This window comes from Cellulomonas sp. IC4_254 (assembly GCF_011603975.1).
GTDB lineage: Bacteria > Actinomycetota > Actinomycetes > Actinomycetales > Cellulomonadaceae > Cellulomonas.
In genome coordinates this window covers 1-13,762 of record NZ_JAANNB010000103.1, presented here as the reverse complement: position 1 = coordinate 13,762, position 13,762 = coordinate 1, and the positions used below count along the sequence as shown (strand labels likewise).

The 13,762-nt window shown below is 76.8% G+C and carries 10 protein-coding genes and 1 rRNA gene; all 11 read left to right on the top strand.

Annotated elements, in window-relative coordinates:
- Positions 1 to 171 precede the first annotated feature (171 nt).
- Positions 172 to 288 (top strand): 5S ribosomal RNA (gene rrf / locus G6556_RS11365).
- Positions 289 to 3,004: 2,716 nt separating this feature from the next.
- A complete protein-coding gene (locus tag G6556_RS11360) occupies positions 3,005 to 3,955 on the top strand; it encodes a hypothetical protein (protein ID WP_166941379.1) in 951 nt (316 codons plus the stop codon).
- A complete protein-coding gene (locus G6556_RS11355) occupies positions 3,952 to 5,001 on the top strand; it encodes an HAD-IIA family hydrolase (protein ID WP_166941377.1) in 1,050 nt (349 codons plus the stop codon). Before G6556_RS11360 ends, G6556_RS11355 begins: the two co-directional genes overlap by 4 nt.
- Positions 5,002 to 5,136: 135 nt before the next feature.
- A complete protein-coding gene (locus G6556_RS11350; RefSeq protein ID WP_166941364.1) occupies positions 5,137 to 5,280 on the top strand; it encodes a hypothetical protein in 144 nt (47 codons plus the stop codon).
- 5 nt (positions 5,281 to 5,285) lie between these two features.
- Complete coding sequence (locus G6556_RS11345) at positions 5,286 to 6,167, top strand: TlyA family RNA methyltransferase (protein ID WP_166941375.1); 882 nt, start codon at positions 5,286 to 5,288, stop codon at positions 6,165 to 6,167.
- Positions 6,164 to 7,078, top strand: a complete 915-nt coding sequence (locus G6556_RS11340) for an NAD kinase (RefSeq protein WP_166941373.1) — start codon at positions 6,164 to 6,166, stop codon at positions 7,076 to 7,078. The genes G6556_RS11345 and G6556_RS11340 overlap by 4 nt, the downstream gene beginning before the upstream one ends.
- A 15-nt stretch (positions 7,079 to 7,093) precedes the next feature.
- A complete protein-coding gene (recN, locus tag G6556_RS11335; protein WP_166941371.1) occupies positions 7,094 to 8,824 on the top strand; it encodes a DNA repair protein RecN in 1,731 nt (576 codons plus the stop codon).
- Between the two features lie 6 nt (positions 8,825 to 8,830).
- A complete protein-coding gene (gene steA / locus G6556_RS11330; RefSeq protein ID WP_166941370.1) occupies positions 8,831 to 10,021 on the top strand; it encodes a putative cytokinetic ring protein SteA in 1,191 nt (396 codons plus the stop codon).
- 73 nt (positions 10,022 to 10,094) lie between these two features.
- A complete protein-coding gene (locus tag G6556_RS11325) occupies positions 10,095 to 11,144 on the top strand; it encodes a copper transporter (RefSeq protein WP_166941368.1) in 1,050 nt (349 codons plus the stop codon).
- 2 nt (positions 11,145 to 11,146) lie between these two features.
- Complete coding sequence (locus G6556_RS11320) at positions 11,147 to 12,088, top strand: hypothetical protein (protein ID WP_346774847.1); 942 nt, start codon at positions 11,147 to 11,149, stop codon at positions 12,086 to 12,088.
- Positions 12,085 to 13,762 (top strand): lipid II flippase MurJ (locus tag G6556_RS11315; RefSeq protein ID WP_166941366.1); only part of this gene is annotated, 1,678 nt, incomplete at its 3' end. The genes G6556_RS11320 and G6556_RS11315, both read left to right, overlap by 4 nt.

Sequence of the window (13,762 nt, the reverse complement as noted above, 5' to 3'; positions counted from 1 at the left end):
AGGCCGGATGTGGAAGGCAGGACTAACGACTGCCGCAGCTGACCGGTACTAATAAGCCGACAACTTCACCACTCATACTTTTGCTACGCGTCCACTGTGCGGTTCCCGAACCACGAACACGCACCCCTTTGATCCAGGGGGGTGTCCCGTGTTTGACACGTTCGACAGAGTTACGGCGGTCATAGCGAAGGGGAAACGCCCGGTCCCATTCCGAACCCGGAAGCTAAGCCCTTCAGCGCCGATGGTACTGCACTCGCCAGGGTGTGGGAGAGTAGGACGCCGCCGGACATCATTCAGAAAGAGCCACCCCTTCGGGGGTGGCTCTTTCTGTTTCCCCGGTGGCTCTCGGAATGGCCCCGTGAAGCGCCCACCCCGCCGAGTGGGCACCAGATGTCCCTATCGACGTGCTTGAAGCAGCATCGACTGCCCGCTCGACGTACCAGCGCCGGGCTGGATGACGGACGCACGTCTCGCTGGCCGAGTGCGTGTCTCGCGGCCGAGTATGTGTCTCGCTGGCCGAGCGTGCGTCTCGCCCGCGAGCGTGTGTCTCGCCCGGCGAGCGTGCGTCTCGCCCGGCGAGCGTGCGTCTTGCCGGCCGAGCGCATTTCTCGCCGCCCGAGCGTGCGTGTCGATGACCGAGCGGTCTCTCGGCCATCTGGCGCAGGGTCCCGATCGTCGGGCGCAGGCCTCGTCCGGGCGCAGGTTTCGCCCGGGCGCAGGTCTCGTCGGGTGCAGGTCTGATATGGACGCAGGTCTGAACCCGGTGCAGGTCGACATGGTCGAGCGCACGGCCTGAGGTTGCGCACACGGCTCGCCCACAGGGCGAGCGCGTGGCCACGGCGGCGCGCGCCTCTACGCCGAGATGGCAACTCTCGGCTGTTGGGGATGTGGCGTGCGAAGCCGAGAGTTGTCTTCTCGGCGCGTCGGGTGTGGCGACGGCGTCCGTGGCGAAGAGGTGGCTTGAGCCGGCCGCGACAGCCCGTGGCCGGCTGGCCACGACAGCCCGTGGCGCCACGACAGCCCGTGGCCGCTTGATGGCGACAGCCCGGGGAAACCCTGTTCGCGCCAGGCGTGGGACGTCTCGTTCGCGAAAGATCTGGGACGCCTTCGCGACGGGCCCCGGACGCGTTGTTCGCGACAGGCCCGGGACGCGTCGTTCGTGACGGGCAGGGGACGAACGGTGCCGACGGGTCAGAGGCGCTCGTCGCGACGGTCGGAGGGCGGACGTCGCGGCCCCTCTGCGCCGGGTGCCGAGCGGGGGCGCGGGAGCTGGGTGGGTGGCTCGGGTGGTCGATGCGGGGTCTGCGGGTCCTGGATGAGACGATGGACGGTGGTCGAACTTGAGGAGCAGCACGAGATGAGCAGCGACGAGCGCGGGACGCGTTCGGCGGACGAGGGCGGGCGCCGTAGCGGCGGCGTCGGTCGAGGCAACCGGGTCGCTGGGCGCCCCACCGGCGGAGAGCGCCCGGCGCGGGCTCCGCGGGTCGCGGGTCAGCGGCGCACCGGTGGTGACGAGCGCGGTTGGCGTTCTGCCGTCGAGCAGAGCGGTACGGCTGGCGCGCGCGGGGCTTCTGCGCGCGGCGGTGACCGCGACGCGCGCGCCGGGCGGCGGGACGACAGCACGCGCGGTTACGGCGGTGACCGCCGGTCCGCGGGCGACCGTCCTCGGTTCGACGGCGGCGGGCAGCGGCCCCAGGGCGGCGCGCGGGACGGGCGACCGTCCGGCGACGCGGGTCGGCGTCCGTCCGGGTACGGCGAGGGGGAGCGCTCCGGCGGTTTCCGCTCGGACCGCGGCCCGGCGCGCGACAGCGGCCGGTCCGGTGGTGACGGCTCCGGCCGCGGAGCTCGCGGCGACGGCGGTCGCCCGGAGCGCGCGGGACGGTCCGGTGGCTACGGCTCGGAGCGAGGCGCTCGCGCGACCGGCTCGCGCCCAGAACGCGGCGAGCGGAGCGGTGGGTACGGCTCCGACCGGGGCGGTTCCCGTCCCGAGCGACCGGGCGGGTACGGCGCGGAGCGCGGGGAGCGCTCGGGCGGCTACCGTTCCGACCGCGGCGAGCGCCGCGAGTCCGGGTACGGCCGCGGTGGCGAGCAGGGCGGGCAGCGCTCCGGCGGCTACGGCCCGTTCGGTGCGCGCTCGGGTGGGTACCGGCGCGACGGCGAGGGCGCCGAGCGGACGGGTGGCTACCGTTCGGACCGTGGCTCGTCGCGTCCTGGCGACCGCAGCGGTTCCGCGCGCGGTGACCGTCCCGGCTCGGGTGCCGAGGGTCGCCCGGAGCGCGGTGGGTACCAGCGCGACGACCGCGGTGGGTACCGCGGCGACCGCCAGGGTGGCGGCGACCGTGGCGGGTTCCGCCGCGACGACCGCGGTGACCGTGGCGGCTACCCGCGGGAAGACCGTGGTGGGTACCGCGGCGGTCGCGACTCCGGCGCCGGTGCGTCGGGCGGCGAGCGCAGCGGCTACCGCTCCGACCGTAGCGGGCAGCCGGGCGGTGGGTACCGCTCGGAGCGCGGCGGGCAGGGCGGTGGCTACCGCGGTGGGCGAGACGGCGCGCAGTCGACGTCGTCCGAGCGCGGCGGCTTCCGGCGTGACGACCGCGCCGGGGCGCAGGGTCAGGACCGCGGCGGCTACCGCCGCGATGACCGCGGCGGGTCGCAGGGGTCGGACCGTGGCGGCTACCGCCGGGACGACCGCGGCGAGCGCGGCGGTCAGCAGCGCGACGACCGCGGCGCCTACCGCGGGGGCCGCGAGGCGGGTCAGGGCGCGTCCGGTGGTTACCGCCGGGACGACCGAGGTGACCGCGGCGGCTACCGCCGGGACGACCGCGGTGGCTACCAGCGCGACGAGCGCGGCGGGTACCGCGGTGCGCGTGACGGCCAGGGCGAGCGTGGCGGGTTCCGGGGCGACCGGGACGGCGGCCGCGGGTTCGACCGCGGGCCCCGTCGCGACGACCGCGGGCCGCGGCACGACGGCGACGACCGGCGCCCGAGCCGTCCGCCGCAGTCGGTGCGCGAGTACGGACCGGAGATCCCCGAGGACGTCGAGTTCAGCATGCTCGACCGCGAGGTCCGGGCCCGCCTGCGCACGCTGAGCAAGGACAACGCGTGGGCTGTCGGCCGCCACCTGGTGATGGCCGGCCGGCTGATCGACACGGACCCCGAGCTCGCGTACGAGCACGCCCAGGCGGCGGTGCGGCACGGCGGCCGGGTGGACGTGGTGCGCGAGGCCGCGGGTCTGGCGGCGTACCGGACGGGCCGGTTCGCCGAGGCGCTGCGCGAGCTGCGCACGGTGCGGCGGCTCAACGGGTCGTCGGAGCACCTGGCCGTGATGGCGGACTGCGAGCGCGGCCTCGGTCGGCCGGAGCGCGCGATCGCGCTGGCGGCGTCGCCCGAGGCCGAGGGCCTGGACACGACGACGCGGGTCGAGCTCGCGATGGTCGTGAGCGGGGCGCGCCTCGACATGGGCGACCCGGACGCGGCGATCGCCGCGCTGTCCGGCCTCGGTTCGGGCGCCGTGCGCACGCTGCTCGCGGCGCGCGTGGTCCAGGCCCGGGCGGACGCGCTGCGCGCCGCCGGGCGCACGGCGGAGGCGGACGAGGCCGAGGCGACCGTGCCGCAGGCGCTGCTGGCCCAGGTGCAGGGCGCCGACGAGGACGAGGACGTCGTGGTGTTCGACCTCGACGAGGACGGGCCCGAGGACGACGCCGAGGGCCCGGACGACGCGTCCGACGACCTCGACGGCCCCGGTGCGGGCGAGACCGACGCGGACGACGCCGACGAGACCGAGACCACCGACGCCGAGCCGGCGGCGACCGACGAGGCCGACGCCGACGCGGACGACGCCGACGCGGACGACGCCGACGCGGCCGACGCCGACGCGGACGACGCCGAGCACGGCGCCGACGACCGCACCCCCGACGCCGCCCCCGCGGGCGACGAGGACACGGAGGACGAGTGACCCACGCACGGCTCCTCGGCAGCGACACCCCGCTCGCCGAGCGCTACGACCTGGCCCTGGTCGACCTGGACGGCGTCGCGTACCGCGGCCACGAGCCCATCGACGGCGCTGCCGCCGGGCTCGCGGGCGCCCGCGCGGCGGGCATGCGTCTGGTGTTCGTGACGAACAACGCCTCGCGCGAGCCGGAGTCGGTCGCGGACCAGCTCACCTCGCTGGACATCCCGACGCAGCCGGGCGACGTCCTGACCGCGGCCCAGGCGTGCGCGGCGCTGCTGGCGACCCGGCTGCGGCCGGGCGCCACGGTGCTCGTGGTCGGCGGTGCGGGCCTGGTCACCGCGGTGCGCGAGGCGGGGTTCGTGGTCGTGACGTCGGCGGACGAGCACCCGGAGGCGGTGGCCCAGGGCTTCGCCCCGGAGCTCGGCTGGGCGCAGCTCGCCGAGGCCGCGTACGCGGTGGCGGGCGGCGCGTGGTTCGTCGCGAGCAACCTCGACAAGAGCCTGCCGACCGCGCGGGGCTTCGCGCCGGGCAACGGAGCGCTCGTGGGCGCGGTGCAGGCGGCGACGGGCGTGGTCCCGGACAGCGCGGGCAAGCCGGCGTCGACCATGTACGAGATCGCCGTCGAGCGGCACGGCGCCCGCGCGGCGCTGGTCGTGGGCGACCGCCTGGACACCGACCTGGCGGGCGCGCGCACGGGCGGGTTCGCGGGCCTGCACGTGCTGACGGGCGTGAGCACGGCGCGCGACGACGTGCTGGCGCCGGCGGGGCTGCGGCCGCACTACATCGCGGCGGACCTCGGTGGGCTGCTCGTGCCGCACCCGGAGCCGGTGCCGGCGGCCGAGGGCTGGTGGACCTGCGGGGACGCCGCGGCCCGGGTCGTGGCGGGGCGCCTGGAGCTCGGCGGCGCGAGCGCCGGGGTCGACCTGGTGCGTGCGGCGTGCGCCGCGGCGTGGGCGGCGGTGGACGCGGGCGAGGACCTGGACGCGTCCAGCGTCCCGGACCTGCGTGTCACCCCCGAGGACGCCGCGGGGGTGGGCGCCGGCCGGTAACCTGACCGGCAGCGCAGGGGAGCAGAGCAGCACCAGGACACGTGGAGAGACCAGCCGGGGGACGCGACCGGGCCGGGGGACCGGGCCGGTCGCGGGCTGGCGGCAGCCGCCGCAGGCGGAGTGGGGAGTGGAGCCGTGGAGTCGACGGGCGACCAGGCGGTGGACCAGGCGGTCGTGCGCCTGACCGAGGTCACCGAGCTCACCTTGCGTGAGCAGCTCGCCGTGTTCGACGCCGTGCACACGGCCCTGCAGGACCGGCTCGCCGACGCGGAGGGCTGAGGCGGGTGCCGACGCGCGTCGACGCCGCCCTGGTCCGTGACGGGCTCGCCCGGTCCCGGAGGCACGCGGCCGAGCTGATCGCGGCCGGCCGGGTGACGGTGGACGGCGCGCCCGTGCGCCGCCCCGCGGCCCCGCTCGGCGACGACCAGCACGCGCACGTCGAGCCGGGCCCCGGTGGCGTGCCCGCCGACGACGACTGGGCGTCCCGCGGCGCGCACAAGCTGCTCGGCGCGCTCGACGTGTTCGGCGACGTCGTCGTCGAGGGGCGCGACTGCCTGGACGCGGGTGCGAGCACGGGCGGCTTCACCGACGTGCTGCTGCGCCGCGGCGCGCGCCGGGTGCTGGCGCTGGACGTCGGGCACGACCAGCTGGTGGACCGGCTGCGGGCCGACCCCCGGGTCGAGGTGCGCGAGGGGGTCAACGTCCGGTACCTGACCCCGGCGGACGTCGACCCGGCCCCGGGGCTGGTGGTCGCGGACCTGTCGTTCATCTCGCTGACCCTGGTGGTGCCGGCGCTGGCCGCGGTCGCCGCGCCGGGCGCCGACCTGCTGGTCATGGTGAAGCCGCAGTTCGAGGTCGGCCGGGAGCGGCTGGGCTCGGGCGGCGTCGTCCGCAGTGCCGAGCAGCGGGCGGAGGCCGTGCTGGCTGTCGCCACGACCGCGCTGCGGAACGGGCTCGCGGTCGGCGGCGTGGCGCGCAGCCCGCTGCCCGGCCCGAGCGGCAACGTGGAGTACTTCCTGCGGCTGCGCCGTGGCACGGACGACGCGCACCGCACCGACGACACGCACCGCACGCACGACACGCACCACACCGACGACGCCCTCGCCGGCGAGGCCCTCGCGGCCCGCGTCCGGGCGGTCGTCACCGAGCAGGAGGAGGGCGCATGACCGGCAGGCGGGTCCTGGTCGTCACGCACAGCGGGCGGGCGGAGGCGGTCACCGCGACCGAGGAAGCCGCGGCGGCGCTGGAGGCCGCCGGCTTCACGCCGGTGCTCGCGGGCGAGGACGTCCCCGGCATGGCGTTCCACGACATCGAGCTGGCGATGATCCTCGGCGGCGACGGCACGATCCTGCGCGCGGCGGAGCTGGCGCGCGGCGCCGGGGTCCCGCTGCTCGGCATCAACCTCGGCCACGTCGGCTTCCTCGCGGAGAGCGAGCGGGACGACATCAAGGAGGCGGTGCGCCGGATCGCGGCGGGCGACTACACCGTCGAGGAGCGCACCACGCTGCAGGTGCAGGTCCAGGTGCCGGGCCGGCCGGACCCGGTCACGGGCTGGGCGCTGAACGAGGCGGCGCTGGAGAAGGCCGAGCCGGCCCGGATGGTCGAGGTCGTGCTCGAGGTGGACGACCGCCCGCTGTCGAGCTTCGGCTGCGACGGCGTCGTGCTGGCGACGTCCACGGGGTCGACCGCGCACGCGTTCTCGGCCGGCGGGCCGGTCGTGTGGCCCGAGGTCGACAGCCTCATCGTGGTGCCGCTGTCGGCGCACGCGCTGTTCGCGCGCCCGCTGGTCGTGGGCCCGCGCAGCGTGATCGCGGTCGAGGTGCTGACCCGGTCGCCGTCCCCGGCGGTGCTGGTCTGCGACGGCCGGCGCCGCATCGAGGTGCCCGCGGGCTCGCGCGTCGAGGTGCGCCGGTCGCCGGTCCCCGTCAGGCTGGCCCGGCTGACGCCGGCGCCGTTCACGGACCGGCTGGTGAACAAGTTCGCGCTCCCCGTGGTCGGGTGGCGGGGGCGCGCGACGGAGACCCCGGCGCGGGACCGGGGGACCGGCGCCACCCGCGCGCCGGCCGACGAGGACTGAGGAGCGGACGCGCGCGTGTTCGAGGAGATCACCATCAGCGACCTGGGCGTCATCACCGGCGCTCAGATCCGGCTGCACCCGGGGCTGACCGTCCTGACGGGCGAGACCGGCGCCGGCAAGACGATGGTGCTGACCGGGCTGAACCTGCTGCTCGGCGGCAAGGCCGATCCCGCGACGGTGCGGACCGGTGCGTCGACGGCGGTCGTCGAGGGCCGGGTCGTGGTGCCCGACGGGTCGCCGGTGCTGGCGCGCGCGGAGGAGGCCGGGGCCGCGGTCGACGACGACGGCGGCCTGCTGCTGGTCCGCACCGTCCAGGCGGCGACCGACGGCACGCCGGGCCGGTCCCGCGCGCACCTGGGCGGCCGGTCGGTGCCGCAGGCGGTGCTCGGCGAGCTCGCGGAGCAGCTCATCACGGTGCACGGCCAGCAGGACCAGGCCCGGCTGCGCTCGCCGCAGCACCAGCGGGAGGCCCTGGACGCGTTCGCGGGCGCGGCGCACGGCGCGCTGCTCGCGGAGTACCGGCAGGCGTGGGCCGAGCGCGCCCGGCTGCAGGCGACGATCGACGACCTGACCGCCCGGCGGCAGGACCTCGCCCGCGAGGCCGAGCTGCTGCGCCTCGGCCTGGCCGAGGTCGAGCGGATCGACCCGCAGCCGGGGGAGGACACGGACCTGGCGCAGGAGATCGTCCGCCTGGAGCACGCGGAGGACCTGCGCGCCGCCGCCACGGGCGCGCACGCCGCGCTGCTCGGCGACGAGGACGCGCCGGACGAGGGCGCCAACGCGGCGGGGCTCGTCGAGCACGCGCGGCGGCTGCTGGACGGCGCCGGCGGCCACGACGCCCGGCTCGCCGAGCTGCGGGACCGGGTGGCGGAGGCCGGCTACCTGCTGGCGGACGCCGCCACCGAGCTGTCGTCCTACCTGCAGGACCTGCAGGCGGACCCGCTGCGCCTCGACGCGGCCCAGACCCGGCGCGCCGAGCTCGCGTCGCTCACCCGGTCGTACGGGGAGGACGTCGCGGCGGTGCTGCGCTGGGCCGAGGAGAGCGGCCGCCGGCTGCTGGACATCGGCGACGGGGACGAGAAGGTCGCGGAGCTCACGGCCGAGCGCGACGCGCTGGACGGGCGGCTCGCCGAGCAGGCGGCGCGGATCGGGGCGGCGCGCCGGGAGGCCGCCGAGCGGCTCGCCGCGTCGGTCTCGACGGAGCTCGCGGGGCTCGCGATGGGCGGCGCCAGCCTCGAGGTCCGGGTCGAGCCTGCGTCCGAGCTGGGCCCGCACGGTGGAGATGTCGTGGAGATGCTCCTGGTCCCGCACGCGGGCGCGCCCGCCCGACCGCTCGGCAAGGGCGCGTCCGGCGGTGAGCTGTCCCGGGTGATGCTGGCCCTCGAGGTGGCGCTCGCCACCTCGCCGGACCGCGGCGAGCACACGCCGGGGACGTTCGTCTTCGACGAGGTGGACGCCGGCGTCGGAGGGCGCGCCGCGACCGAGGTGGGCCGCCGGCTGGCCGCCCTGGCGCGGGGTTCGCAGGTCCTGGTGGTGACGCACCTCGCCCAGGTGGCCGCGTTCGCCGACCGGCACCTGGTCGTCACGAAGTCGCGCGACGGTGCGATCACCGCGTCCGGCGTGGGCGAGGTCACGGGGGAGGACCGGGTCCGCGAGCTCGCGCGGATGCTGTCCGGCCAGGAGGAATCCGGTACGGCGCGCGCACACGCGGCGGAGCTCCTGGAGCTGGCGGATCTGGCACGATGAACGGCGATGAAACTCCTGCCCTCGCGTAAGCGCTCCGCCGCGTCCCCCGGGGGCGAGCTCGTCGGCCCCGCCCGGGTCGACCCCCGCACCAAGTCGCTGACCAAGCGCCTGCGTCCGGGTGAGATCGCCGTGATCGACCACGTCGACATCGACCGGGTGTCGGCCGAGGCGCTCGCCGCCTGCAAGCCCGCCGCGGTGCTCAACGCCGCGCGCTCGACGTCGGGCCGCTACCCGAACCTCGGCCCGGACATCCTGGTGTCCGCGGGCATCCCGCTGATCGACGACCTCGGCCCCGACGTGATGACGATCCGCGAGGGCCGCACGCTGCGCGTCGAGAACGGCGCGGTCTACGACGGCGACACGCTGGTCGCCGAGGGCACCGTGCAGACCGAGCAGACCGTGGCCACCGACCAGGCGGCCGCGCGCGAGGGCCTGTCGGTCCAGCTCGAGTCGTTCGCCGCGAACACCATGGACTACCTGCGCCGGGAGCGCGACCTGCTGCTCGACGGCGTGGGCGTCCCGGACATCACCACGCAGATCGAGGGCCGGCAGGTCCTCATCGTGGTGCGCGGCTACCACTACAAGGAGGACCTGGTCACGCTGCGGCCGTACATCCGCGAGTACCGCCCGGTGCTCGTCGGCGTGGACGGCGGCGCGGACGCGATCCTCGAGGCCGGCTGGACGCCCGACATGATCGTCGGCGACATGGACTCGGTGTCCGACCGGGCGTTGCGCTGCGGCGCCGAGATCGTCGTGCACGCCTACCGCGACGGCCGCGCGCCCGGCATGGCCCGCGTCGACCAGCTCGGCGTGCCGCACATCGTGTTCCCGGCGACCGGCACCAGCGAGGACGTCGCGATGCTGCTGTCCGACGACAAGGGCGCCGAGCTCATCGTCGCCGTCGGCACGCACGCCACCCTGGTCGAGTTCCTGGACAAGGGCCGCTCCGGCATGGCGTCGACCTTCCTCACCCGGCTCCGGGTCGGCAGCAAGCTGGTGGACGCCAAGGGCGTGTCCCGGCTGTACCGGAACCGGATCTCCAACCTGCAGCTGACGCTGCTCGTCCTCGCGGGCCTGCTCGCGCTCGGCGTCGCGCTGGCGTCGACGACCGCGGGCCAGACGCTCATCGGGCTGGCCGCGGCGCGCTGGGACGACTTCGTCTACTGGCTCGGGTCGCTGTTCGGCGGGTCGTCATGACGCGCCCGGCCACGCCCCGACCCGCACCCTCCCGTGCCGCGCACGCGCCGGCACCTGATCGAGAGCTCCCGCTGTGATCGACTTCCGGTACCACCTCGTCTCGCTGATCTCGGTCTTCCTCGCGCTCGCGGTGGGCATCGCCCTCGGCGCGGGCCCGCTCGAGGAGACCATCGGCAACACGCTGACCGGGCAGGTGGACCAGCTCCGCAGCGAGCGCGACCAGCTGCGCTCCGACCTCGACGACTCCGCGTCGGACCTGGCCGCGAGCGACGCGTTCATCGAGGCCGCCGGCGCCGACCTGGTCGCCGGCACGCTGGCGGACCGTCGCGTGGCCGTGGTCGCGCTCGGCACGGTCGACGGCGACGCGCTCACCGCCATCGAGGGCCAGCTGACCGACGCCGGCGCGACCGTCAGCGCGAACGTGGCGCTCAACGAGGCCTGGTCGTCCACGGACCTGCGGTCGTTCCGCCAGGCGCTGGTCGGCAACATCACGAGCTACCTCGACCCGCAGCCCGCCGACGACGCGACGGCCGACACCTCGCTGTCCGAGGCGCTGGTCCAGGGCCTCACCGGCGCCGACGCCGCCAACCCGGACGCCCTGAGCGCCGACGCGGCGACGCTGCTCGAGTTCATGACGTCCGGTGACTCGCCGCTGGTGACGGTCGAGGGCGAGGTCAGCCAGCCCGCCGACGCGATCGTGCTGGTGGCGCCGACCGTCGCGCCGGACGCCGTCGCGACCGACGCCACGCCGGACGCCGACGAGGCCGCCGCCGTGCTGCAGTCGCAGATCGCGCTGGCCCGCGTCGCGCAGAGCCGGTCCGAGGGCGCGGTCGTGGTGGACGGCCCCGTCACCGACGGCACGCTGGTCGCGACGATCATCGGCGACGACTCCGCCGCCGAGGCGCTGACCACCGTGAGCGACGCCGACACGTCCGCCGGGCAGGTCTCGGTGCCGCTGGCGCTGAACGCCCGGATCGGCGGCACGAACGGCCACTACGGCCGCGGGGGCGACCTGACGACGGTGCCCACCGCCACGACGCTGACCCCGCCGGACCGCACGCCGGTCGCGACCGGGGACGCCGGCACCGGCGACGCCACCGACGACGCGGGGGCGCAGGGGTGAGCGTGACCCGCCGGATCGCCGCCGCCGTCGTGGCGCGGGTCACCACGACCGTCGTCCGCGGCCTGCTGGACGACGAGCCGCCGGGCGGCGCGCGCCTCTGGGAGCGTACGAACCACCGGGGCGAGCCCGTCAGCCTGCTCGGCGGCCCCGCTGTCGCCGCGGGCGTCCTGGTCGGCGGCCTGGTCGGCGCCCCGTCCGCCCGGGACGGCGCGGCGCTGGCCGTCGCCACGACGAGCGCCACGGCGTTCGGCCTGGTCGACGACCTGACCGAGGACCGCGAGGGCACCGTCCGCAAGGGCCTGCGCGGCCACCTCGGCGCGCTGGCCCGCGGCGAGGTCACCACCGGCGGGCTCAAGGTGCTCGGCATCGGCGCGGGCGCGCTGCTCGCCGCCGCGCTGAGCCGCCCGCACGACCGGCTCCCGGCCCGACGCGGCGCCGCCGTCGTCACGCGGCTCGCGGACGTGGCCGTGGACGGCGCGCTGATCGCCGCCAGCGCCAACCTGGTCAACCTGCTCGACCTGCGCCCGGGGCGCGCGCTCAAGGCCTCGGCGATCGCCGCCGCCCCGGCCGGGGTGCTCGGCGGTCGCGCCGGCGGCCCCGCGGCCGCGGTGCTGGGCGCCGTCGTCGCCGAGCTGCCGGACGACCTCGCGGAGCGGGACATGCTCGGCGACTCCGGTGCGAACGCCGTCGGCGCGGTGCTGGGCACGGTCGCCGTGCAGGGCTGCCCGCGACCGGTGCGGCTGGCGCTGCTGGCCGGCGTCGTGGCGCTGACCGTGGCCTCGGAGAAGGTGTCGTTCACCCAGGTGATCGCGCGCACGCCCGTGCTGCGCGAGCTGGACGCGTGGGGGCGGCGGCCGGCGCACGTGCCGGGCCCGGCCGGTCCGGCGCCGGCGGACGGGTCGCCGGGCGACGACGCCGCCGCGGGCGGGGTGCCCGCGCGGTGAGCCGCCGGGCCGTCCTGTCCGGTCTGGCGGGCGCCGCGGCCCTGATCTCGGCCGTGACGGTCGTCAGCCGGCTGCTGGGCTTCGCGCGGACGCTGGTCTTCAACAACGCCGTCGGCCTCACCGACGTCGGCGACGCGTACAACTGGGCGAACACGCTGCCCAACGTGCTGTTCGAGGTCGCCGCGGGCGGCGCGCTCGCCGGGGCGCTGATCCCCGTGATCGCAGGCCCGCTCGCGCGCGGGATGCGCGACGACGTGTCCCGGATCGCGTCGGGGATGCTCGGCTGGACGCTGGGCGGGCTCGTGCTGATCGGTGCCGTCCTCGCGCTGGCCGCGGAGCCGCTGTCCGCGTTCTCCCGGGTCGACACCGCCGCCGAGCGCGACCTCGTGACGTTCTTCATCCGGGTGTTCGCGGTGCAGCTGCCGCTGTACGGCCTCGCCGTCGTGCTGTCCGGGGTGCTGCAGGCGCAGCGGAAGTTCTTCTGGCCCGCGTTCGCGCCGGTGCTGTCGAGCCTGGTCGTGATCGGCACGTACGCGGCGTACGGCTGGCTGCTCGCCGACGCCGGCGTGCCGCGCGGGCTGGAGGAGGCGGCCGTGCTGCCGGACGGGGCGGCGGCGCTGCTGGCCTGGGGCACGACCGCCGGCGTCGCCGCGATGGGCCTGTCCCTGGTGCTGCCGGTCTGGCGGTCCGGCGTGCGGCTGCGGCCCGCGCTGCGGTTCCCGGAGGGCGTCGCCGTCCGGGCCCGCGGGCTCGCGCTCGCCGGGATCGGCGCCCTCGTGGCGCAGCAGGTGGCGGTGCTCGTCACCATCACGCTCGCGCAGACCTACGGCGGCGGGGGCGCGCTGTCGGCCTGGCAGACGATGGTGCAGCCGACCTACCTGCTGCCGTACGCCGTGCTCGCCGTGCCGCTGGCGACCAGCACCTTCCCGCGGCTCGCGGCGGCCGCGCAGCGCGAGGGCCGGGCCGGCTACGCGCCGCTGGCGGCGGTGACGACCCGCGGCGTGCTCGTCGCGGGGGCCGTCGGCACGGCGATGCTCGCGGCCGTGGCGCCCGCCGCGACGGCCGTGTTCCAGGCGATCGGGCGCGGCAGCACCGCGCTGATCGCCTCGGTCGCGGACGCGCTGACGCTCGTCGCGCCCGGGCTGCTCGGCTTCGCCCTGGTGTTCCACGTCTCCCGGGCGCTGTACGCGCTGGAGCGGGGGCGGCTGGCGGTGCTGGCCGCCAGCGCCGGGTGGGTGACCGTGGCGGTGGCGTCCTGGGTCGCGTGCCTCGTGCTCGTGCCGGGCGGCCGCGACGCCGCCGGGACGCTGCACGCGCTGTCGCTGGGCAACACCGTCGGCATGGTCGTGGCCGGGGTGGCGCTGGTCGCCGTCCTGCGCGCCGCGGCCGGGCCCGAGGCCGTCGCGGGGCTGCCGCGGACGCTCGCGGTGCTCGTCGTCGCGGCCGGGCTCGCGGGCGTCGCGGGCCGGTGGGTCGTCGACGCGGTGCAGGCGCTCGCCGACGGCATCCCCGGCGCGGTGGCCGCGGCGGCGGGCGGCGCGGCGGTCGTCGTCGTGCTGGTCGTCGGGGCGGTCGCGGGGCTGGACCGGTCCACGCTCACGGGCCTGCTGCGGCGCGGCGCCGGCGGCGCTCCCGGCGACCCGGCCGGTGCGCCCGCCGCGGACGCCGCGGACG